This window comes from Sphingobacterium sp. PCS056, assembly GCF_023273895.1.
Taxonomy (GTDB): Bacteria; Bacteroidota; Bacteroidia; order Sphingobacteriales; family Sphingobacteriaceae; genus Sphingobacterium.
Map to the genome: position 1 here is coordinate 3,764,639 of NZ_CP096883.1, position 21,734 is coordinate 3,786,372.

The window sequence follows — 21,734 nt, forward strand, 5'->3', positions numbered from 1 at the left end:
TGCTTATAATAAGGTTACTATAGTAAAGATACAAAATAAAGAAGAGAAATGCTAATATTTTTAGTAGATAAAATCTGTGAGAAAATGGGAAATTTAAAGGATAGTGAGCGCGAAGCTTGTTGTGCTTCTAATCATGTTGGAGAGCGATTAAAAAATAAACAATCATCGGTACAAAACGGTATATTTAATTCAATAGAAGAATAAATAATTTACTAACATGAGGAACTCCGTTGTATAAGACTGTTAATGAATTTTAGTACAATGCAACATTTGCTTAAATATATCTTATTTTAGGTTCAAAAATCTGACTTTAGGTTGTAAATTAAAATATAATGATTGATAAATTATACCAGGATTTAAATTTGGTGCAATTCTATGACTATGATAATCCATGGTCAGAGAGTTATGATGTGATAAGTAATTTCGTAAAAATAGATGATAGCGTTTTAGATATAGGCTGCGGCACAGGTACATTAGCAAGCGAGCTTATCCATAGATGTAAAGAAATATACGCTTTGGATATATCTGTAGAGATGTTAACAAGAGCAAAGGAAAAAACATTAAACGTCAATTGGATCCATGCTAGTGCTTCATCATTTTCATTTGATAAGAAGTTTGATTTCATTTTTTTATCGGGTCATAGCTTTCAGACGCTGTTAACTGAAAATGATCGTTTAAAACTCTTGAAAAATATCGAAAATCACTTAAAAGATGATGGAACTTTCGTTTTTGATAGTCGAAATCCATTAGTGCAAGAATGGACTACATGGGGAGAAAAAGAGTCGATTCGATATTTTAAGCATCCTAATTACGGAATCATAAAAGCATGGAATGATTGGGAAGCGAAAGATGAAATTATAACATACCAAACCTTTTATGAGGTTTTGCATACTGATAAAAGGTGGGTGGCTTCTTCTCAGATTTCTTTCCCTATGAAAGAAGAAATTTATTCATTACTTGATCAAGCAGAATTAAGTGTTAAACATTTGTACGGTGACTGGCAATTAAATCCATATACGGACAAAAGTAATGAAATGATTTTTGTAGGAAGTAAAAGAATAATCAGTCTTAAATGATATTAAGGATTTAATGAAATTAACCTGTTTTTATAGTGCACATACCGAAATTAAAAAAAATGGATAAAAACCGTCCTTCACTCATAAAGAGAATAGCAAAAATATTCTTGAAAACAATCATCGGAATTGTAGTGATAATCGCTATCCTACTCCTTGCTACATTCGTAATTCATCGGATCAATTTAAGTCGCGAAGCCGATAAAATTGAAGATTATGGTCAAAAAATAAAAATTTTTGACGGTACCATGAATGTGACAATAGATGGACAGGGTGCAGATACGATCGTATTACTCACGGGATTTGGAACGGCAAGCCCAAGATTGGATTTTGAACCACTGATCAGAGAATTAGACCAGAAATATACCGTAATCACGATTGAACCTTTTGGTTATGGATTGAGCAGTGAAACAAAGCGTGAACGCAGTTTGAATAATATGGCGGAAGAAATCCACGAAGTGGTGAAGCAATTAAATCTTAACCGTTTTATATTAATGGGGCATTCCATTGCCGGGCTTTACAGCTTAGCATACATCAACAAGTATCCAGGTGAAGCAACCGCTTTTGTAGGCATTGATAGCAGTGTGCCAACACAACCGTGGCCGGGGTATAATTCGGCACCTATGGATTTTTTAGCCAAAGCAGGTGTAATGCGTGCATTTTTAAAGTTTTTTGGAGAGGAAAAACCTAAAGACGAATCAGAAGCACACCGTTTTGAACAAAAACACATGATTACGATGAAAGTAACCGGAAATAATACTTTGGACAGAGAAGCAACATCATTGAGTAATAGTTTTAAAGATGCTCAAAAACTAGCTTTCCCGAAGGATTTGCCTGTTTTATTATTTGCGGACAAAAACTCAGCTGTCAAAGGCTGGACAGAACTGCACCAAGAGCAAGCCAACAGCGTGGATAAGGGAAAACTCATCTTACTGCCGGGTTCTCATTATCTACATCATACTCAGTCGAAACGCATTGTAGCAGAGCTTGAGTCGTTTTTAGGAAAACAAAATAATTGAGCAGAATATAACTGCAATTATTGTGGTAAAGAATGTAGGTTATGAATTTTAGTAGAAAACAACTAGAACAACTTGTCGGCATGACTCATGAGGATTTGCTTTTCTTCGCTTCATGACTAAAAGAAAAGTTTATTCTAATAAGCAGATATACTAGAATATCGAAAGCAGAAAACTACCTTTCATACAGAAGGAATGATCTGGAATTGCACAAAAAAAACCGCTTGGTCATCCCAGCGGTTTTATACATTTTATTTTGATGTTCTATGTCAGTTTTTTGATATTTTCAATGTTACTTTTTGTTCAATTTCTGTAAACGTTCTTTTGCTGACGGAATGATATCATCATCTTTTTCTTCATAATTTTCAATGACACTTTCCAACGTACTCTTTGCTTGCAAAGCATTGCCTTTACGCGCATAGCTATCAGCAAGCAATAGGAAACTCTTAGCTTCCCAGTATGCATTTTCTTCATTACTGTTAATCACCTCAAAAGCTGTTTCAATGGCTTTGTCGTATTCCTTGTTATCATACTGCAGTTGCCCAACACGGTATCGCGCTTCTGCGCCAACCGCCTTTTGGCTCTTCAGAGCAGCCAAATTGAGTTCCTTCAGGGCAGACACGATGTTCTTTTGTTGTAGCAATACCCTTCCACTGTATAAATGAGCTCTGGCAATTTCCTCCTGCGATGCGCCATCGTAATCCTTGATCAACTTCACATACTTGGCCATCTGCTCCATATCGCCGAGTTCGAAATAACAGATCATCAGGTTACTTATTGCATAACCATAGTTCTTTTTATACTCTGAATTGAGCTCCAATTTTTTGAGATGCACAATTGCCTCGTTGTATTCTTTTAGATCCAGGTATAGCGCAGCAACTGTCAGCAAGGTATTTTCAGTATACTTGCTTGTCCAGTCATTCAGGATGATATTCAGATCGTGCAGTGCTTCCTTTGGATGCCCAGTGCGGTATGAACTCACACCGCGGATATAACGGGCATATTTTTCTTGTTTGGGTTTCGGAAATTTATCAAAATAAGCATTGATGGCTTCGACCGAAGCTGCGTATTGCTGCTTGGCAAACAGAGATTGGGCTGCTTGAAAAGCCATATTGTCTTGCTCCGCAGGACTCAAATTACTGACATTGGTGCCGATAGCGTAATGAATATAGCTTGTAGCATCCCCTTGGTCTAGATAGATGTTTTCAATAAAACGCATCGCTTGCTGTGCCTCATTGGTTTTGGAATATTTCTCCACAACACTTTTGAAAGTGGCTTTCGCCGCTTCGGATTCATCTTTATTATACTGCACGAGCCCTATGGTCATCAATGCACGGGGTACATAGCTGCTGCGCGGGTACTTTTCGATCATCCGTTGCAATCCATCGATAGCGCGATCATAATCTCCCGTAGTGAAATACGTATAGGGAATCTCAAAGGCGGCGTCATCAGCATAGTTAGAACTCGGAAATTGTTTCAAAACAGACTGCAGAATCTTTAGCTTGGTTTGATGGTCTCCCTGCAATCCAAAGATAACTCCGCGTTGGAACAACGCATAATCCTGATTGGAAGTTTTGCTGTTGATAAGCTGGTCATAATATTGGTTGGCACGGTCGTAATTTCGCATGGATAAATAGGAATCGCCCAAACGTGCGATTACGTCATGACGTATTTTTTCATCTAGCGAACTTCCCTCGACTGCCAAAAAGCGTTCAAAATAATCGGCCGACATATGAAAACTGTTATTTCTGAACGCTGCATAAGCCAACCCATAGTTTGCATAGTTATATACGTCGGTGTTTTTTGCAACAGGCAATCGTAGGAATCTGGAGAAGTTTTCTACTGCCTCTCCGTATTTGCGTACTTCATACATCGCTTCTGCTTTCCAATACGTAGCCAGTGCTGCCATTTTTGCATCGATCGGGAATTTTTCCGATCTCATGAATATCGATATGCTATTTTCAAAAGCACGCTCGTTATAAAACTCGAGTCCGCGATAGTACGTTGCTTTCTGATAGGTAGCATCCGCTTCCCGCCCTCGATCTTTCAAAGATTCCAGCAGACTTACTCCGGTATGGAAATTGCTCGTGCCCAACAAGATTTGAGCGGATAATATTTCCGCACTTTCTTGTGTTTGAGCGCCCGGTTCACGACCTCCATATTCTTGAACAATATACTTCTCGAGAACTTTCTGAGCGGCTTGGGTGGAGTCCATTGCATACAACACCTTGGCGTAGTTAAATAACGCATCTGCTTTCAACTGGAGGTCGAAATCTAGTTTCATCGCTTTGACAAATGCATTTCGTGCTTGTTGCTTATCGCCGGTTTCTAGGGCAATATGACCCAGAGTAATGATCGACCCCTGATAAAAGGCATCAGAAGCATCCAGTGACTTCAAAATAGAGGCCGCTCTTGTATATTCACGTTCTTGGTAAGCCAGATAGCTGATACGGTAATTCTCAATATTGCTACTTAAAGCGTTTGGATGCTGTTTAAGCAATTTAGTGTAATAAGCTTGTTTGAATGTCTTATTTGCAAAATAAGTAGCCGTGGCTATTTGGCGTAGCTCTGTCTCAATGGCTTCCCGATTGATAAGACTCATATCTGGGCTCCTGCGAACCTTTACGGCATCGGCCAGCACAGGTCGGTAGTCGCGTACGACATCAATGGAATCCACCGTTTTAATTTGATATTCGTCCAGTTGTTGCTTTTCGATCTGCTGTTTCTCTACTTGCTGCCCATAGCCCGTAACCATCAAAGTTGAAATCGCTACAGTAAATAGGTATTTCAGGTAGTTGTGGTCAATTCTTTTTATCAATATCATTGTTCTTCCGTATTTCTGGGTATTTTCTAAATGTTCCTTTGCCGATGAAGCTATGTTGTCATCATCCTTTAGCTAGTAGGGTCAAAACTAAAGAATTCTAACAACATTGTGTAAACAGTCATTAAAAGATTGGCCTTTAAGAGGCAATCTATAAGTCATATCAATCTTATTTCTGAGATCTCCTATTCCTCTGCTTGCTATCAGCAATTGAATTGAAACAATTTTAGAGCCAAGAAGAAAAATAGAAATTACAAAATGAATAAAATTTTTGACAACAGCTTGGTTGAGGACCGATCTGTTATTTTTTGTCTTTGCACACTTCCGTTATATTGACAACTTAAAATTATTAAAATTTGTTATGATTATCTCCTATTAATGATGACTAAAGTGTATAAACAATTTATCATCGAAATCATAGATGCACCGGATTATAAAGATGATTCATCAGATAATATATTCAGATATTCTAAAATATACATAGGGAATGAATACACTTACAATATAACATCAACATGCTATCAAAGTTTATCATAAGGGTCAAGTTACCTACAATTGCATAATCAAAGGTTCACAAGGTGTTACCTAATCCAGCTTTCATCTACTATATCGAATTGGAAACTGCTATTTATTGAACAATAGGGATATCGATCAAAAAAATCACCTACTTGTTTAAATGAGAATCATTTTATGTGAAGTCTATATAAATCATGGATAGATTTTTATCTGTTTCCGCCAATTCTATTTTTTTTGGGTTTCGTAACGATCTGAGTATATATGGTCTATTGAAAAATTCCAAAGCCTAAACAAGGCTGAATTAGAAAACTACTGAAAACAAGAGTTGCCGAAAATCAGTACGGCTTTTCCATGAAAACTCTAAAATAAAATACCCGGAAAAACCGGGTATTTTAATGACAGCAATAATAATCGTTCATTCAACCTTTATATTGAAATAAAGGAAATAGTTTTATTTTTAAATTTCGCGGTGACTGCCGTTTCGGTTTTCATGGTACATGATTTAAAGCGACACCTCGTCACGCAACATTTTAATGGCATCATGTGCCTCCAGCTGTTTATCCAACTGCTTTAAAAGTATATTTTTCACCTCAACCGATAATTGATCATTATCCTCTTCCAGAATTTTTTTGTACGTTTCCTTAAACGCATCCTCTCCCTTTTCACAACTTTCTAATAAACTTTTTCTGTCATTACCTGCAATGGTTACTTTTATGTTCATCCACATTCTAAACAGTTTACCACTTAACATGGTTGCATCAGTTGGCTGTGCACCTTCTAAAACTACAAAAGGTTTCAGCTCTTCAATAAAATGCTGCGATTGCAAAACATATTTTGCAAATAATTGCTGTAAACTATCTAAACTTAGCGTATGCGAAAGATCTAAAGCAGTTTTATAACCTTCCACTCGATCATTATTAATTTTTATCAGGTCATTGATAATTTCCGGGTTGTTCAAGTGATTTTCCATAATACATGAGTTACTTTGTAAATATTTCTACTGGAATAACAACCTATCGGAAGAGGAGTTCACTGTCCTGATTGATTTCAAGTATTAACACCACTATTTGGTAATAAATTACATGGACAACGTATGGCTCCTATTTTTAAAAAAATGATATGCCAAATAATTGATCCAAAGATCATCTTGATGAAGATATATTTCGCTTTTTTCGATTAGACAATGTTAGGAATGCTTACTGACAAATTTAAACTACACAACATGATCTTCAAAGAATATCTTATACATTAAACTCTGCCTACTCCCACTTTTTAAATATGGAATTCGATATAAATATCATCCAAATACAACAGGAATCTTCATAGTAATGATGGTTCCACTGGCTCCGGATGATTTAGTGACTTGTACGCTTGCCCTTTTGCCCAGTAACTGCATACGTTCGCGACTGATGATGCCCGAAAGCGACCTATGCGCGGGATCAACAATTACTTTTCCTATTTTACCACTGTCTTCAATTGTTACGGTTAGAAGATCATCTTCCAATTGAAAACGAATATGAATATCCCCCTCTCCGCTCTCCAGATCGAGACCATGAAGAATAGCATTTTCAACATAGGGTTGTATCAACATCGGCGGCAGCAATACCCCATCCGGATCCTGAATTTCCGATTGTACGATCGTATAGCTAAATGCTTCTTCACAACGCATATGTTGCAGACTGATATAATTTTCCAAGGCCTCAATTTCCTCACTTAATGGAACCCAATCTTCACGACTCATTTCCAAACTACTACGCAACAAACGACTGAAACGGTTGAGGTACTTAATGGCTGCTTCCTTTTTATCCAGACGAACGAAACTTTGTACAGCCGCAAGTGTATTAAAGATAAAATGAGGTTCCATTTGTGTGCGCAACAATTTCTGCTGCAATAAAACCTTTTCTTTTTCTGCTCTGAAACGACGCTGACGAAAGCTATAATATAAAAACAGCATCATCATACCCAGTAATATGATACCCAATACCAAAACAGCAAGCCATAAGCGATTTTGCTGCAATTGCAGCTGATTGATTTTAATATTCTCATTTAAAGTACGAATGGAACGATCTTTTGCCTGCAATTGATAAAGTGAATTCATCTCCGCCGCGACTTGTGTATTTTCCATTTCATAAACCTCCTTCTGTATCATCGATACATGTTTCCATGCAGCTATTGCCTGGTCTTTTTTACCTTGCAATTGGTATAGAGCGGCTAAGGCCTCTTGATAAATAATCTCATTACTGGCAAATATGACATCTGGGTGTGTTTCCTCTAGATCGGTCGCTTGTTGAATATAGCCTGCTGCCAACGTCTGACGGTTATGCTCAAGATGAAAGGTTGCTACATTGCAATAGGCAATAAATAGGTTGTTGATAACAACGATCGATTTTTCAGTCTCATAGCGCTGTTCGTCGCTTTGCATTTTTAACAACTGATAATGGAGCAGCGAGTCTTTCTGCCCGATGGTGCTAAAATATTGTATCTTGGAATCGTATAGGTAACTTATATGGTACTTGTCGGGATGCTGGTTATGTAAGGCCTCCAATCTGCGGAGATAAGGCAGAAAACTTGCCGCTGGTTTGTCCCGCATCTTCAATGTCTGAATCAATTGTACCAACACGCGCTGTTTGTGTATATCACCCTCGGGCAACGAATCACATAGTGGTAATGCTGCACGGTTCATTTTCTCGGCGAGGTCATATTGAAAAGTTTTCAAGTTGCTTTGTGCAGCGGAAAGCAACATCGCAGATTTTGCTTGAAAAGATAAATCGATGGTAGAATCTGATAGAACAATCGCTGCTGCTTTATTATAATAGTAGCCAGCTTCTTTTTGCCGTGACTCCATACTGCACACATTACCCAAGCCATTGTAGATAAGTGCCTTCATTTTAAGGTTGCCGTTTGTCGGTTCAATCAATTCGAGTGCTTGACCAATTAAAATACGGGCAGAATCTTTTCTCTGCATACCGTAGAGCCGCGCCAATTGATATTTTACCTCCACATGAAGCAGGGTATCTTTTAGGACAGACGGTTTCATAGCCATCTGCTGCCATACATGAAGCAGCGAGTCGCTGTTAGTAGATGCTAGGGTCACCTTTTTTAAGGTATCGATCTGCGTTGAAATGGATGTTTCTTGCTGAAAAATTGGATTGCTATGCTGATAGCAGGAGAAAAGCCAAAAGCATAGCGCTACACAAAGTATCAATCGTGTTGTTTGTCTCATTTTTTTATTGATAGTAGCGTCAATATCGCACTTTTTCGGCGCATGGAAATGGGAATTTCTTCTTTGTTTTTAAGTACGATATACTCTGAGCGGTTAATTCCTGTCACATACTGCCTATTGACCAGATACGATTGATGTGTCCGTAAAAAATGGGGTGCAGGCAGCAGGTCTTCATAATATTTGAGCGGTTTGGAAATGAGTTCTTCTGTGCCGTCACTGAAATAGAAAAATGTGTATGGCCCATCTCCTTTGCAATAGACAATATCATTTACGGATACAATCCGCATATTGTTGAGGGTACTCAGCACGATGCTTTCAGGAAGCTCGCCTACGGACATGCTATTCTGCGTCACTGACAATTGCTGCATCCATTGTGGATGGCTTTGGCGACGTCGTCGAAAGCGTTCCAGTGCTTCTTTGAGCTCGGTCTGGTCGACAGGTTTCAACAGGTAATCCAATGCTCCGAATTTGATCGCTTTAATGGCAAAATGATTGTATGCGGTAATAAAGATAATATTGGGAGGAATAGGATCGAGCTTTTTCAATAAATCGAAAGCTGTTCCATCACGAAGCTGTATATCCAATAAAACCACATCAGGTTGTGTCTCGACAATCAGATTTTGAGCTGTACGTACACTGTCTGCCCAACCCAGCAGTTCTGCATCTTTTTCCAATCCGATGAGAAAGCTGATCTCTTTACGGACGGCCGGCTCATCTTCGACAATAACAACTTTGATCATAAAGGTCATGTATTTATTTACGCTAAAGATAATATATTACTGGGTTTGTTGCTTTAGTTCGTTTACAATTCGTTTGTAGTTTTTACAAACCGTCTAAAAATCCTCAAGTTGACACTTTTTAAGTTTTGTCCTCGCAATGAGACCAGAATTGCGAGCTCTTATAGTTCAAATTAGGCCAGTTGTCATCATTGTGTGACGGATTGTAAACCGGAAATAGCGAATCATAAAGGATTTGCACATCTAAGCACAATGGGTATTATTTTTAATCATCAATTAACGCCTAGGCTTGTCCTACGCAATGGTTTTACTAAAAAAATGAAAAAATGAAAAAATTATTTATGAGTATGGTAGCGCTGACTGTGATGTCATCAGCTGCCTTTGCAGATTCAGGTGAAAAAGCTGCTGCAGAAAAATCGGTTAATACAACCACTGTACACAAAATGAAGGTCGGGACAAATGTAGTTCATGTAACGGAGGAAGTGAAACAAACCCAGACGGGAAATGCTGTCGGTCAAACCTGTGTGTATACCCTCAGAGTTTATAATTCGTCTGGACAGCTGACCACTACACATAACCACAGTTATGAGCTGGGGGCCGAAAATGGTTACGGATTCTCTTGGGATAATTGCGGAGCTTATTTTAAACATATGAGAACCAGCTATATGCATATTTATCAAGCAGTTGTCTACAACGTAGGTTAATGAATTATGTTTAGCCTTTTTGGGTAACGAAGAAGGGCTTTCCTAGTTGCGACATTTTTTTCGCAAGAATAAGAAGGGCTTTTAGTCTTGTATATGATATCTACTAGAAGGGCGCTGTTTCCTATTGCTGTCGATGACGCATATAGGAAACAGCACTTTCATCACTTTTAAATTTATGAAATACTACTTATTATTTCTCCTATTATACTGTTCAGCCGATTATGTACAGGCGCAAAAATTGCAAGTCGAGTATGAATATATTCCTTCTGCTATGGCGACTTTTCGTGAACAGGTGTATTATGCCGATGCTGTGAAGACTGCAGTACGCGATTCTATAACGGTCGCTTCTGCTGCAGGCGATGCGGAAAATGATGAATTATCTGCTGATTTTTCGATGATGCTGAATACCGGTACAAACTACAGGAGCATCGTGATACAGAAAGATGGGAATAGTGACTTGGTGGAAACGCGTACACTCCAAGGAAAGAATTATTTGGTGACAGATAAATTTCCTGATATCGAATGGAACACCAACTATACGGAAACGGACACCTTGGGTCAGTATATCTGTCATAAGGCGACAGCGAAATATCGAGGTACGACATTGATCGCTTACTACACAAATGAAATTCCGGTACCGGCCGGCCCTTACAAATTTGGAGGACTTCCGGGACTGATCGTGATGTTGTACAATGAAAGTGCTAACCCGAATTACTGGATGCTCAAAAAAGTCTCCTATCCCTACAATGGGGATATCCCGGTAGATGAAAAATATATCCTTTCGTTGCCTAAATTATCATTGGAAGATTATGTCAAGAAAGATGAGGTACTGATAGAAGAACAGATGCGCATCATGGAAAGCAAAATGCCTGTAATGGATGGTGTGACGGTGGAAAGAAATAAAGTACGCGGTACTGTTGAGCAGGTTTATGAATGGGAATCAGTTAAAGGAAAATGATTAATCATGTTGGTCTGTATCGCTATCTATTGATGATCGGCCTATGGTCTGTCGTTTATTGTGTGCAGGCGCAGGTAGCTATTCATGGACAGGTAACGACTGCGGGGGTGCCCCTCGGAGGGGTTCGGGTAGATGCCCGCCTAGCGGGAACTTCGGCCTTGATAGCTTACTCTTTTACAGATGGGAATGGCAGATACCGTTTACTTATAGGTCAAACAGGTAAAATTGCTGTCAGCTTCAAATCATTAAGCTATGAACCGGTGACAAAAGTAATTGGACCGACGCTGACTGACACCTTGATTAACATAGCGCTTATAACTGGCGGTGTGGAGCGACTGCAGGAGATAGTGGTTAACGCAAAGCGTCCTTATAGACGTGGCAGGGATACTATAGAACTGGATGTAAAATCATTTCTGCAGGGCGATGAACGTAACGTGGAGGATCTGCTGAGAAAGATTCCCGGACTGAATATCGGTAGCGATGGCAGTATCAAAATTGGTGAAAAGGAAGTCGAGAAAGTCATGATAGAAGGAGATGATTTTTTTGAAAAGGGCTATCGTTTATTGACACAAAACATGTCGGTACAACCGTTGGATAAAGTGCAGGTATTACAACGTTATTCGAACAATAAACATTTGAAAGGGATTGAAAATTCAGATAAAGTCGCATTGAACCTACAACTTAAAGAAGACAGTAAAAATCAATGGCTGGGTTCGGTATCAGCTTCTGGAACGCCGTTCGAACCGTTATTTTACCAAGCCAATATTCATGTGATGAACTTTGGAAAAAGAAACAAGTTTTATTTGTTGGGAACAGCTAATAATAACGGTGTAGATGCCGTGGGCAGTATCAATCATTTGCTTTACTCGGGACAAACTGGTGAACCTGGCCAAATCGGTGTCGGTCTCACCACTCCCACTCTTATCGACAATACTCCCGACCTACCGGGTTTTGATTATAGAAGGACTAATTTTAATCATGATAAGCTACTGTCTTTCAATACGATCTTGAATCCTTCAAAGCGTCTCAAGATCAAATGGCTAGGTTTTGCAAATCCAACAAAAAAAACGTTCTACCGAAATACAGTGCAAGAATATGATATTGAGGATATTCAATTTAGCTATACTGAAGGATATAAACTTGATAAGAAAATAAATAATTATTATTCCAGATGGGAGATGCAATATGATGTCAACAGTCGCTCTACTTTGATCTACACCGGAAGTCTGGGATCACTGGGTAAATACGATAATGGGGCTCTGCTGCTTAATGGCGAAGGTACCACAGAACTGAGCAAAATGAAGGGCTTTCTGACCAACCAGCTCTTAACACATACTTATAAGCTGTCGGACAACGAAGCTATTGTGAGTTCTGCCCGTTGGATTATGCAAAAATCACCATTGGATTATCATATCGATCAATATTATTACGAGGACCTGTTTCAGATTAAAGGGATCTCGAATGTCGACCAGCATGCCAAAAATGACCTTCAGTATGTCGGGGTCACATCGCATTATGTAAAGAGACAGCAAGGTGGTGACTTTATGGAAGTGGCTATTGCCAATGAATACAAGAATCAGACACTGGTGACTGACTTTATATTGCAGCGGGAAGATGGCAGCCAAATCCGCCCTTCGGGATTTTCAAATGGGATCAATTTTAGGACCAATAATACGCATTTCATGACCAAGTATACTGTAAAAAGAAGGAAGTGGGAATTGACCCCCCAGTTGCGTGCGGGATTTATACAGCGTGATTTACGTCATGATGGCATCGCAACGAGTCAAAATAACTGGTTGATTTCTCCGAGCTTGTCTACAAAATGGTTAATACATCCTAAGGGGAAGCTGGAAGGCGAACTTTCTTTCCAACAAACTAGTACTGAGCTGATGGATGTCGCGCCAAATTATTTTAATACTGGCGTCCGGAATTTTGTAAAAGGCCTCGACGAGATGGCTACATTGAACAACTCTGCTGCGGTAATCACCTATGCCTATGGTAATATGCTGGATAAATTTTTCGCCAATTTCTCCTTTGGTCATCAAACAATGTTTGATTACATCAGTAGCCAACGCATACTAAATCCTAATTTTAATCTAACGGAGAAGATATTGCTGAAAGATAAAAAAACAATGTTTTATAAAGCACAACTCAATTATTATGTCAAGTTGGTAAATGGGAATTTCAGGTTGGATATGGGGGCAGATTTTTCAGCTTATGAAGCCAGTATCGTCGGTGTAGGAAGGCGTAGCATTGCTTCCAGTTCCTACGACTATGGTGTGTCATTTAGAAGTGTGTGGAAATCCAGATTGAACATACATACCGGATCGCAGATACAGATTAGATCTTTCAAGAGTGACAACCAAGATAAACTAAAAAATACCTACAGTTTTCTGCATTTTTTCTTCCATGTTGTCAAGGATATTCAGGCCAATATGAAAAATGAAGCCTATCATTTTGGTGATTTTCTCTCTGAATCGCCCAAAACATATTTCTTTTCGGATCTTTCTCTTTCTTATGATGCCAAGAAAATCAAGACCAAATTTAATATATCGGCCAAAAACCTATTTAACAACCGTCAATTTAGGAATGCCATTGTTACTGATACATATCGGGCTGTAACCGAATACCGCCTTTTGCCGCGCTATTTTGCGCTGGGGATCAACTATAATTTTTGATGAATATTTGGATGGTATAGTTTCTGTGGATTGGCATGTACCAGTACCGCGTCTACATCTAAGCAAAAACATTGTACTCTTTTTTTGTAGTTTGCGTGGAAAGCTCTAGATTACGAAAAAGTAAGCTCTTCATTATTAAAACCAACACTTTATTTAATGAGCTTACATGACGAGAAGAACTTCCCACTAAGTTCAATCGTCTACATTCCTTTGTAATATCCCCGATTATTGGGATGCGCTAGTAGAACTATTCTATGTAATTTTGAATAACAGATCAACGATGCTCCTACTCAAACTTAAGGAGAGGTTAAAAATATTTTCAACGCGATTATGGTCATGCAAAATCCTGCAACTATGACACGAAGTGAAAAAACAGGGCGATTAAAGCATTTATTATAGCCACTTAAAAACAGCAAGGAGTATAAATGGTTTGTGCAAGCATCTATACCAACGGAATGGTTAAAAAAAAGAGAATCAAAAAGAATACTATTTTTAAACAAATAGGAATAAGATATGAACAGATTTAATGGTATCCATACTAAGATAACCCAAAAGGGAGCCGATTTGGCTAAACAAAAAATAGAAGCTGATTACAGTGAAAAATTTGTTTATGCTCTCCCCGATTGGGCGATGTTGACGGGCAATCCAGAGATAATCGGTGTCGTTCAAATTTATGGAAATGAAGGTATTCTGGTGACACAGCAGCGGGTGGATTTTGAAGTTGATTTTGGTGACGAGCACTCGATCATTTGTTACACAAACTATCTGAATAATCAAATGAATGCTCACTTACCCCTATTGGGTTATGTGCTATTTTACAAAAATGTATTAATCGTACAAAAAGATCCAAATTATCCCTTAACATTAAGTGATTTAGAATCGGAAGAAATCATCCGTTACAACAGTAATAATATAAGCACAGATTTTTCTTTTATTATATGTAATAAGGAGCTGGAATTAGTGGCTTCTACTGCAGATTTGCGCGAGTAATCCGGCTGTGGACGAGTCTCTTTCAAAAAAGTTATCGCGCAACACAACGGAGTACTCTAAAAAGTAAAGCCACATCTGTCGACGTGGCCATTACTAAACATATGATTAAACAGTAATTACTTATAAGAGTTGATAGATTGGGATACTTTCCAATTTCCGCCGTCATTGACCAAAGTAATTAAATCGGTCTTGGTAAACCCTTCAAATTGTTGGCTCACTTTTGCAACTACATAGTTACTTGACTGCTCCACGATTGTGGTGTTTGTCCTACAGTTCAACTGCTCGCCTTTTTGCTTTTTCAATAAGGAGATAACTTCTCGGCGGCTATTCGTTTTATCTGTTGCGGCTTGGATTTTTTGACTGAATTCAGATGTAAAAAGCTGCTCTACTCCTGTTGACTGCCCTTCGGTCATAACTGCGACATAATGGTCGATAGCGAGATCTGCTGTCGATAAGTTTACTACTGCTTTTTTAGAATTGTCTCCTACGGGTTTGCCTGCTGCCATGGTGCATGTAGATACTGCGATCAAGGCTGCTACTGCGAATGTTTTTGCTAAAGTATTCATATTGTCTTTATGTTATATTGTTAGTTTTTTTGTTCGTAATTGCATCAGCCCCTCATCCACCAACTCAAACTCGGATGTATGCTGACGTAATTGTTGATTCAAAAGTAGGGTGTTAATCGTGCCTCCTATATGGCAATTAGACTAAACCAACTAAAAACTCGGTGAATGGTAGAAATGGGTAGGTAAAACTAATTTAATGATCATGCACAGCAAGGCTCTACTTCAATATTTAATACGATAGTTGAGTCAATAAATAGAAGTTGAACGTTCTTTTTATAAGCTGTGATTTGATCGTGTATGTTGATGAGAGCTCATAAAGATATCTTTTTAAAACAGCTGAGAATTCTATCATTGTTGTGAAAGTTATTATATTAGAGCTATAAATAGCGACTTCGTAAAAAAGTGTTTTTGTTGGCATCATATTACTGATGGGATTTTTTGATTCTTTACAGAAAAAAATAACCGCGGTGACTAGTGATAACGGGTAACTATTTTACTTGATGGTAGCAAGATCTTGCCAAAGCGTCTTTGTGTGAGTACTAAACTTTAAATCGTAAGCGACGCTGTAACAATTTTAAAACGAAAATTAATTTTAAGATCATGATTATCAATACACTAAAGACATTATTCCACAGAGATTTAAACAAATTGATCTCTGAAGTCAAACAGTACAAAAGCGAATCTGATATTTGGAAAATTAATGGCCAAATAAATAACTCGGCAGGTAATCTTTGTTTGCATTTGGTCGGCAATTTAAATACTTACATTGGAAGAGAATTAGGCAAGACAGGTTATGTAAGAAATCGGGAATTAGAGTTTTCATCTAAAGATATATCAAGGCAAGAATTAATTCAAATGGTTGAAAATACGATAGAAATGATTAACCAGACATTGGATCATTTTGATGAAAATCTTTTAGAAGCCGAATACCCAATTTTGGTACTTGACAATAAGACCTCTACTGAGTTTTTTTTAGTTCACTTAGCCACTCATTTGGCTTATCATCTTGGGCAAGTAAACTATCACAGACGACTAATTGAAAAATGAAAAAGTGCACAACAGGCCACTGCAAAAATATGGCTAAACGACTTCGGTTAGATATGGTCATTCCTACTTCGTCCAACATGTAAAGGATAAAACTATGACTTGTTGCTTCATCATATTATGCATGGCACTCCAACTAAGGTGAATCAAATGCATATTTAAATAAATTATCCGTAATTAAAATTACTTCATTACCTAAAATTCCTCTGAGACATAATTATTTCTATTAAATTTCCTATATTAGAGTAATTTAACCAATTAACCGATGAAGTACCTACTCCTAGTGGCCAGTTTGTGTGTACAAGTTGCTGTGGCGCAAAAGAAACCAACCGTTCATTATATTGTCAAACAAAACAGCAGTTACAACCGAAATGCTGATGAAAAAACCTATTATATAGCAGTAGAAAAGGTGAAGAAATCATCCAAACAAGGGGATCTTATGCAATTGCGCATAGTTGGTTTTGAGAACAAAAATGGCGACTGTTTATTCTCTACTGCTGACTTGGACAAAGGAGAGAATTTCTTGACGTCGACTGCGGCAATTTCCAATATCTATGGTTTGAAAAAACCATTTCAATTTACAGTCAATAAAGGACTGGTCAACATCGATACACTTGAATGGAAAGATGAAATAAAACAACAGCTTGCAGCATGGGAAATACAAGATGATGTTTTTGAAAATTCTTTAAACAATACATTTTCAGAATATAGTAACCTTTTGCAATCGCTCTATTTTGCAGAAATATCATCGTCGGATGAAAATGCATTGAAAACATCAGATATCACAAAAAATGGTATGACATATCATATGGTGAAGCAAGATAAATCGGTGATTGCTATCCATTATTCACAAGTAGACAGCTCTTCGACATTGGAAGGCAGTACGAGCTTTGATCCAAAAACGCACCTTGTAGTCGATGAATCTAGAAAATCTAACTATTCATTTTTAGATGCAAATGGAAAAAAAATAAGCGGCCAATTTGCCAAATCGATACAGCGCGCTAGCAACTATACTGCAGCAGTAATTGAAAATGATTATTATGATATGCTCATAACAGGTAGTTATTGGAGCAACGCAGTAAATACTAAAGATAAAACGGATAGTCTCAAAGTACAACGTTATATAGATTTATACGAAGCAAAATATGCAGACAACCGCGATTACATCAAAAATAAATTGGGCCATTTGCAAAAGTTGCGGAATAAGCAGTATGATGATGCATTATCATCTATAGCTCCAAAGCTGATAGCCGGTACTTATCATCTCAGCAACAGGGTTACATCCGATAATATTTCAGACCATGACTTTAAAGAAATCATACCACTCCTGAATGATGTGCAACTCTTCGATTATCTGCAACATTCGCTAAGTCAATACATCTTATCTCTTGACAGCGCCTCCTTGCAGAAGGCCCAACTTATTGCCAATCAGCTTAGCGAGAAAGAGCGAGTAGCGGCTAGACCCTTGTACCTTTGGACCACAGCAATGCAGATAAAGGATGTAGATAGCCTTAAACAAATCCAAAATGAAATCCTAAACATGGATAACAGTTACTGGAACCAAGGAAATGCCGGTCGATATGCTCTTTTGATACAGAAGCTACTTGCTGAGCATGCAGGATATGATGCACAGACGATGCAGAAAATCATCGATAAAATTAGTGTTCTATATGAAGACGAGTCAAATAAGAAACGGTTCTTACAAAAAGCTCATTTGGCATATGCATATTATCTGGCTTATGGAATGACACCAGTAGACCAAGAAGATCGGGCGCTCCTATTATTGGAAAAAGCGGCCTATTATTCTCCAAAAAGTGCAGCTGAAAAGGAACATGGAAGTTTCTATGATCGCGTATTTTTGAAATCAAAAGAGAACTATAATGACGATTATATGGCTTTATTAAGTAAGAAGGGCAAGAAGGATATTGCTCTTCAAAACTATATACAGGAGTTTCTGAATAATCCAGCGAGTAGTTTTAAAAGCTTGTCCACTTTTTATCGTGAAAATTATAATGAAAGCAATTTCAGTGATTTTTTCAAAAAAGAGATTGTTCCCAAACTTGCAGATGCGCCATCATTTTTGTTAAAAGACATACAGGATAAGGAGTTCTCATCCGCACAATTGAGCGGAAAATGGACCGTTATCGATTTTTGGGGTACCTGGTGTGGTCCTTGTGTCGCTGAAATGCCCAAATTAAACCAGTATTACCTAGCGCTAAAGCAGGATAAAATGAGTAAAATCAACTTTATGAGCATAGCTTGTAGTGATACAAAAGAAAAAGTACAACGATTTTTATCAAACAATAATTACGATATACCGGTATTGATGTCCGACTCTAAAGTAGAACAAAATTATAAAGTGCGTGGATACCCAAGTAAATATATCATAACACCTGAAGGAAAATTAATTCCTACGGAATTTGGATTCAACTGGGAGACTTTGGTCTCTGAATTAAGCAAGTTATATACGGTTCCGGTGTCCTAGACAAAAAATATTGAAACTTGTGATCCATTCTTGCTGTTATGCTATCTATAAGAGTTGAGGCAACAAACAAAAATATAGCATAATTCTGGGCTTGACAGCTGCCATTGGACACGTTGCCTACAGTGACCTTGTTGGCATAGTACAGCATGTGTTGCTGTAGGCTGATCTGTGTTTTGTTATGTACTATATGGATCCTTTAGGGTTAAAAAAAGAGTGCCTATTTTTCCCATTATATTCAACATTCTTTCGACAAAATCAATTTATTTATCAATTTATTGTATCTTTCTAAAAAAAAGAAATGAAGAAAACCAACCTCCTAATTTTAACCTTATTTATTGCAAATTTCAATTATGCTCAAACCACATTAATGGATAGTATAATTCAAAAAAACTACTCTACATTTAAAAAAAACAAGAGCAACACTTTCGAAGGCAAGGGATGGGATACCCTTCAAGATGAAATCATCAAAAACAATTCTGTATTATTGGGCGAGTCACATTTTACCAATGAAGTTCCTTACTTTACAAATGCGATTATCAATAATATCAAGTTCGACAACTATATTTTGGAAATTGATCCCTATACCACCAACACCATAACAAAAAAAATTAAATCCTTATCTCCTGCAGAATTGGATAAATTCCGTGATGAATCAGGTTCAGCTTTATCTTTTTTAAAAGGAGAAACTGAGTTCGATTTATTCAAAAACATCGTTGATCAGAACATCAACATCTATGGAGCTGAGCAAATTAGTCTATTTTCAGACCAATTACTCTTTTCGGAATTGATTAAACAATCCAAAAATACCAAGGCAAAAGAAATTTATAAGCAGATGATCGCTAATTCTGCTGCTTATGATACAAAAAACAACAGCACATTCTATTTGTTCTCTGACGATTTTGTAGCAAAAATGAGCGCATTGAGCACGCTCAATTTATCAGCTAACGAGAAAGAGCAGCTTGCAGCACTCCAATTAAGCAAAGAACTGTATTTAAATCGAATTCATGGGTTAAGAATTCAATACATAAAACACTTGGTGATTGAAAAACTCCCTGAATGGAAAAACAAAAAGAATCTTTTCAAATATGGTGCTAATCACATGCCTAAAGGAGAAAGTTTAATGGAAATTTTCGATCTTGGAAACCTGGTGGCCAATATTGAAGATGCAAACTACAGGAAGTCATTACACATTATGATCACCGGAAAGGAAGAGGGTGAAACATTGGCTGATCTAGAACAATATAAAGCTTTCCTAACCGTGGTAAAAGATGACAATTGGTATGCTTTTGATTTAAGGCCTTTGAAACAAGCAATTTCTAAAAAGAAGCTTAAAGTGGAGGATTTGACACTGGAAAGAATTATAAAAGGTTACGACTATTTGGTTTATATTCCAACTTTAACTAAAGCTCAAAATAGAGGCAAAAAAGATCATTAAGATACGCATTAGAGCCGGCTTCCTATACTCCTGACATCCATACCTGGACATGTATTGAAACGTTGATTCAAACAAATGCCCTTTTGATATATAGCTCATTCAAACTGAATAGGTGAAAAGAATTTTTCGCCTATTCAATTCAGATAGAGTGATGAAAGATGACGTTAATCTCGATTCTTTTAGTATTCGTCACCGCAGTTAGCACCGGAAAATGGTCAGACTGAACGAGAAGTTTGCGTTTATAGTGATAAACTCAATATCACACCCAAATATCTCAATAATATTTGCAAAGTTAATACCCGAATTGCGGCTTCGGAATGGATACAACGATATGTGAAAAAACAATTAGTTACTACTCCAAAAGAATATAGGAAACGGATATGAATGGCTGCACACTATATTCTTTTGAATGTTGTAGTCCTGTGTATAATCCTAACTATTTTAAATTATTTTTACTACACAGAGTCATTTAATTTTGAATAAATAACGGTATCGAGAAATTTTCCATTATAAAACTCACTTTCCTTTAAATGTCCTTCCTTATTGAAATTACATTTCTCTAATACCTTGGCGGAAGCAAAATTTTGTGGGTCTATGATTGCTTCAATGGAGTGCAGTTTCATCTCCGTAAAACCATAGTTAACTACTTTTGCTATTGCTTCTGTGATATAACCTCGTCCTTGAAATTCGGGAAGTAACATATAACCTATCTCTGCTCGGTAATGCTCAGGTTTAATATAATAATAACCTATTGTACCAATCATTTTGGGATTACCTTTTATGGTAATAACCCAATTAATCAGCTCACTACTGTTAATTTTTTCATCAGTTAGTTTAATAAATTCTGATATTTCGTCTAGAGTTGTAGCTACAGGACGAGGAATATATTTCATTATTTCTGTATCAGATCGGAGTGCATATAGTTCATTGACATCTTTTAAATCGGCACGTCTCAGTTTAAGTCTTTCTGTTTCCAAATTAGGAAAAGTTGAGAAATCTATATTTATCATTTTGGTCTTATATTTCTATAAAATTATTATTTTTTTTAATCCAGAGCTACAGAAATAATCTGACTAACCGTAATATAGTACTGGTTTACCGACTTTCTATCCTCATCCGCCTATTAGCAATTAGTTCCAAAACTAAATCGAGTTATTTTTGAATCATAAATAAACATATTTATCATGAAAACTAAAACAATCTTCGACATCAATAGCAAAACAATCTCCAATGGTTTTAAAAAAGCATTTGATTGTTTGCAATCTTCTAAACTTAAAGTTTCCGCTAGTGATGGGAAAGTATACTTGCAGATCTCACTTCTATGGGCTATCGTTATTGGTATCATATTTCCTTTAGCCCTAATTGTATTGGTTGTACTAACAGTATTTTCAAATCTAACTATTGCTATTGAACAAGATATCAAACAAAGTAATAATAACCATAAAATTATTGAGTTGAAATAATTAGGATTCAAAAACATTTGTGGGG

The 21,734-nt window shown here is 37.3% G+C and carries 16 protein-coding genes; 10 read left to right on the top strand and 6 right to left on the bottom strand.

From position 1 onward, the window contains the following. Window positions 1–332 precede the first annotated feature (332 nt). Window positions 333–1,076, top strand: a complete 744-nt coding sequence (locus MUB18_RS15775; RefSeq protein ID WP_248753785.1) for a class I SAM-dependent methyltransferase — start codon at window positions 333–335, stop codon at window positions 1,074–1,076. A 59-nt stretch (window positions 1,077–1,135) separates the two neighbouring features. Continuing rightward, on the top strand, window positions 1,136–2,092 hold the full coding sequence (locus MUB18_RS15780; RefSeq protein ID WP_248753786.1) for an alpha/beta fold hydrolase: 957 nt from the start codon (window positions 1,136–1,138) through the stop codon (window positions 2,090–2,092). Between the two features lie 289 nt (window positions 2,093–2,381). Here the strand turns inward: MUB18_RS15780 and MUB18_RS15785 are convergent, their stop codons facing one another. The 4 genes from MUB18_RS15785 to MUB18_RS15800 form a co-directional block, all read right to left on the bottom strand. Next, on the bottom strand, window positions 2,382–4,913 hold the full coding sequence (locus MUB18_RS15785; protein WP_248753787.1) for a tetratricopeptide repeat protein: 2,532 nt from the start codon (window positions 4,911–4,913) through the stop codon (window positions 2,382–2,384). A 1,015-nt stretch (window positions 4,914–5,928) separates the two neighbouring features. Then, window positions 5,929–6,396: a ferritin-like domain-containing protein gene (locus MUB18_RS15790; protein ID WP_045756500.1), complete on the bottom strand. Its 468-nt coding sequence runs from the start codon at window positions 6,394–6,396 to the stop codon at window positions 5,929–5,931. Between the two features lie 327 nt (window positions 6,397–6,723). Then, complete coding sequence (locus tag MUB18_RS15795; protein WP_248753788.1) at window positions 6,724–8,649, bottom strand: sensor histidine kinase; 1,926 nt, start codon at window positions 8,647–8,649, stop codon at window positions 6,724–6,726. Beyond that, window positions 8,646–9,389, bottom strand: coding sequence for a LytR/AlgR family response regulator transcription factor (locus tag MUB18_RS15800; RefSeq protein WP_248753789.1), 744 nt, complete (start codon window positions 9,387–9,389; stop codon window positions 8,646–8,648). The genes MUB18_RS15795 and MUB18_RS15800 overlap by 4 nt, the downstream gene beginning before the upstream one ends. Before the next feature lie 338 nt (window positions 9,390–9,727). Between MUB18_RS15800 and MUB18_RS15805 the strand changes: the two genes are divergently transcribed. The 4 genes from MUB18_RS15805 (at window position 9,728) to MUB18_RS15820 (ending at window position 14,716) form a co-directional block, all read left to right on the top strand. Beyond that, window positions 9,728–10,090 (top strand): hypothetical protein, encoded by a 363-nt coding sequence (locus MUB18_RS15805; RefSeq protein ID WP_248753790.1) that lies wholly within the window; start codon window positions 9,728–9,730, stop codon window positions 10,088–10,090. Between the two features lie 175 nt (window positions 10,091–10,265). Further along, window positions 10,266–11,048 (top strand): GLPGLI family protein, encoded by a 783-nt coding sequence (locus tag MUB18_RS15810; protein ID WP_248753791.1) that lies wholly within the window; start codon window positions 10,266–10,268, stop codon window positions 11,046–11,048. After that, entirely contained in the window at window positions 11,045–13,726 is a 2,682-nt protein-coding gene (locus tag MUB18_RS15815) for a TonB-dependent receptor (protein WP_248753792.1), read from the top strand. Before MUB18_RS15810 ends, MUB18_RS15815 begins: the two co-directional genes overlap by 4 nt. 513 nt (window positions 13,727–14,239) lie before the next feature. Next, on the top strand, window positions 14,240–14,716 hold the full coding sequence (locus MUB18_RS15820; RefSeq protein WP_248753793.1) for a hypothetical protein: 477 nt from the start codon (window positions 14,240–14,242) through the stop codon (window positions 14,714–14,716). 116 nt (window positions 14,717–14,832) lie between these two features. Here the strand turns inward: MUB18_RS15820 and MUB18_RS15825 are convergent, their stop codons facing one another. Further along, the gene (locus tag MUB18_RS15825; RefSeq protein WP_248753794.1) at window positions 14,833–15,282 is read right to left on the bottom strand and encodes a nuclear transport factor 2 family protein; all 450 of its coding nucleotides are present in this window, start codon (window positions 15,280–15,282) and stop codon (window positions 14,833–14,835) included. A 600-nt stretch (window positions 15,283–15,882) separates the two neighbouring features. Here MUB18_RS15825 and MUB18_RS15830 point away from each other — a divergent pair. The 3 genes from MUB18_RS15830 (at window position 15,883) to MUB18_RS15840 (ending at window position 20,246) form a co-directional block, all read left to right on the top strand. Further along, the gene (locus MUB18_RS15830; RefSeq protein ID WP_248753795.1) at window positions 15,883–16,329 is read left to right on the top strand and encodes a DUF1572 family protein; all 447 of its coding nucleotides are present in this window, start codon (window positions 15,883–15,885) and stop codon (window positions 16,327–16,329) included. A gap of 262 nt (window positions 16,330–16,591) precedes the next feature. Next, entirely contained in the window at window positions 16,592–18,811 is a 2,220-nt protein-coding gene (locus tag MUB18_RS15835; RefSeq protein WP_248753796.1) for a TlpA family protein disulfide reductase, read from the top strand. 298 nt (window positions 18,812–19,109) lie between these two features. After that, window positions 19,110–20,246: a hypothetical protein gene (locus MUB18_RS15840; RefSeq protein WP_248753797.1), complete on the top strand. Its 1,137-nt coding sequence runs from the start codon at window positions 19,110–19,112 to the stop codon at window positions 20,244–20,246. 455 nt (window positions 20,247–20,701) lie between these two features. On the opposite strand, the gene MUB18_RS15845 is transcribed toward MUB18_RS15840, so the two are convergent. Then, the gene (locus MUB18_RS15845) at window positions 20,702–21,223 is read right to left on the bottom strand and encodes a GNAT family N-acetyltransferase (protein ID WP_248753798.1); all 522 of its coding nucleotides are present in this window, start codon (window positions 21,221–21,223) and stop codon (window positions 20,702–20,704) included. 207 nt (window positions 21,224–21,430) lie between these two features. Here MUB18_RS15845 and MUB18_RS15850 point away from each other — a divergent pair, with 207 nt between their 5' ends. Further along, the gene (locus tag MUB18_RS15850; RefSeq protein ID WP_248753799.1) at window positions 21,431–21,709 is read left to right on the top strand and encodes a hypothetical protein; all 279 of its coding nucleotides are present in this window, start codon (window positions 21,431–21,433) and stop codon (window positions 21,707–21,709) included. The last annotated feature ends 25 nt before the right edge of the window (window positions 21,710–21,734 follow it).

What these genes read in the sequence shown, in the direction of transcription:
- MUB18_RS15775 (WP_248753785.1), top strand. Translation starts at nt 333, where the DNA reads ATGATTGATAAATTATACCAGGATTTAAATTTGGTGCAATTCTATGAC.
- MUB18_RS15780 (WP_248753786.1), top strand. Translation starts at nt 1,136, where the DNA reads ATGGATAAAAACCGTCCTTCACTCATAAAGAGAATAGCAAAAATATTC.
- MUB18_RS15785 (WP_248753787.1), bottom strand. Translation starts at nt 4,913, where the DNA reads ATGATATTGATAAAAAGAATTGACCACAACTACCTGAAATACCTATTT.
- MUB18_RS15790 (WP_045756500.1), bottom strand. Translation starts at nt 6,396, where the DNA reads ATGGAAAATCACTTGAACAACCCGGAAATTATCAATGACCTGATAAAA.
- MUB18_RS15795 (WP_248753788.1), bottom strand. Translation starts at nt 8,649, where the DNA reads ATGAGACAAACAACACGATTGATACTTTGTGTAGCGCTATGCTTTTGG.
- MUB18_RS15800 (WP_248753789.1), bottom strand. Translation starts at nt 9,389, where the DNA reads ATGATCAAAGTTGTTATTGTCGAAGATGAGCCGGCCGTCCGTAAAGAG.
- MUB18_RS15805 (WP_248753790.1), top strand. Translation starts at nt 9,728, where the DNA reads ATGAGTATGGTAGCGCTGACTGTGATGTCATCAGCTGCCTTTGCAGAT.
- MUB18_RS15810 (WP_248753791.1), top strand. Translation starts at nt 10,266, where the DNA reads ATGAAATACTACTTATTATTTCTCCTATTATACTGTTCAGCCGATTAT.
- MUB18_RS15815 (WP_248753792.1), top strand. Translation starts at nt 11,045, where the DNA reads ATGATTAATCATGTTGGTCTGTATCGCTATCTATTGATGATCGGCCTA.
- MUB18_RS15820 (WP_248753793.1), top strand. Translation starts at nt 14,240, where the DNA reads ATGAACAGATTTAATGGTATCCATACTAAGATAACCCAAAAGGGAGCC.
- MUB18_RS15825 (WP_248753794.1), bottom strand. Translation starts at nt 15,282, where the DNA reads ATGAATACTTTAGCAAAAACATTCGCAGTAGCAGCCTTGATCGCAGTA.
- MUB18_RS15830 (WP_248753795.1), top strand. Translation starts at nt 15,883, where the DNA reads ATGATTATCAATACACTAAAGACATTATTCCACAGAGATTTAAACAAA.
- MUB18_RS15835 (WP_248753796.1), top strand. Translation starts at nt 16,592, where the DNA reads ATGAAGTACCTACTCCTAGTGGCCAGTTTGTGTGTACAAGTTGCTGTG.
- MUB18_RS15840 (WP_248753797.1), top strand. Translation starts at nt 19,110, where the DNA reads ATGAAGAAAACCAACCTCCTAATTTTAACCTTATTTATTGCAAATTTC.
- MUB18_RS15850 (WP_248753799.1), top strand. Translation starts at nt 21,431, where the DNA reads ATGAAAACTAAAACAATCTTCGACATCAATAGCAAAACAATCTCCAAT.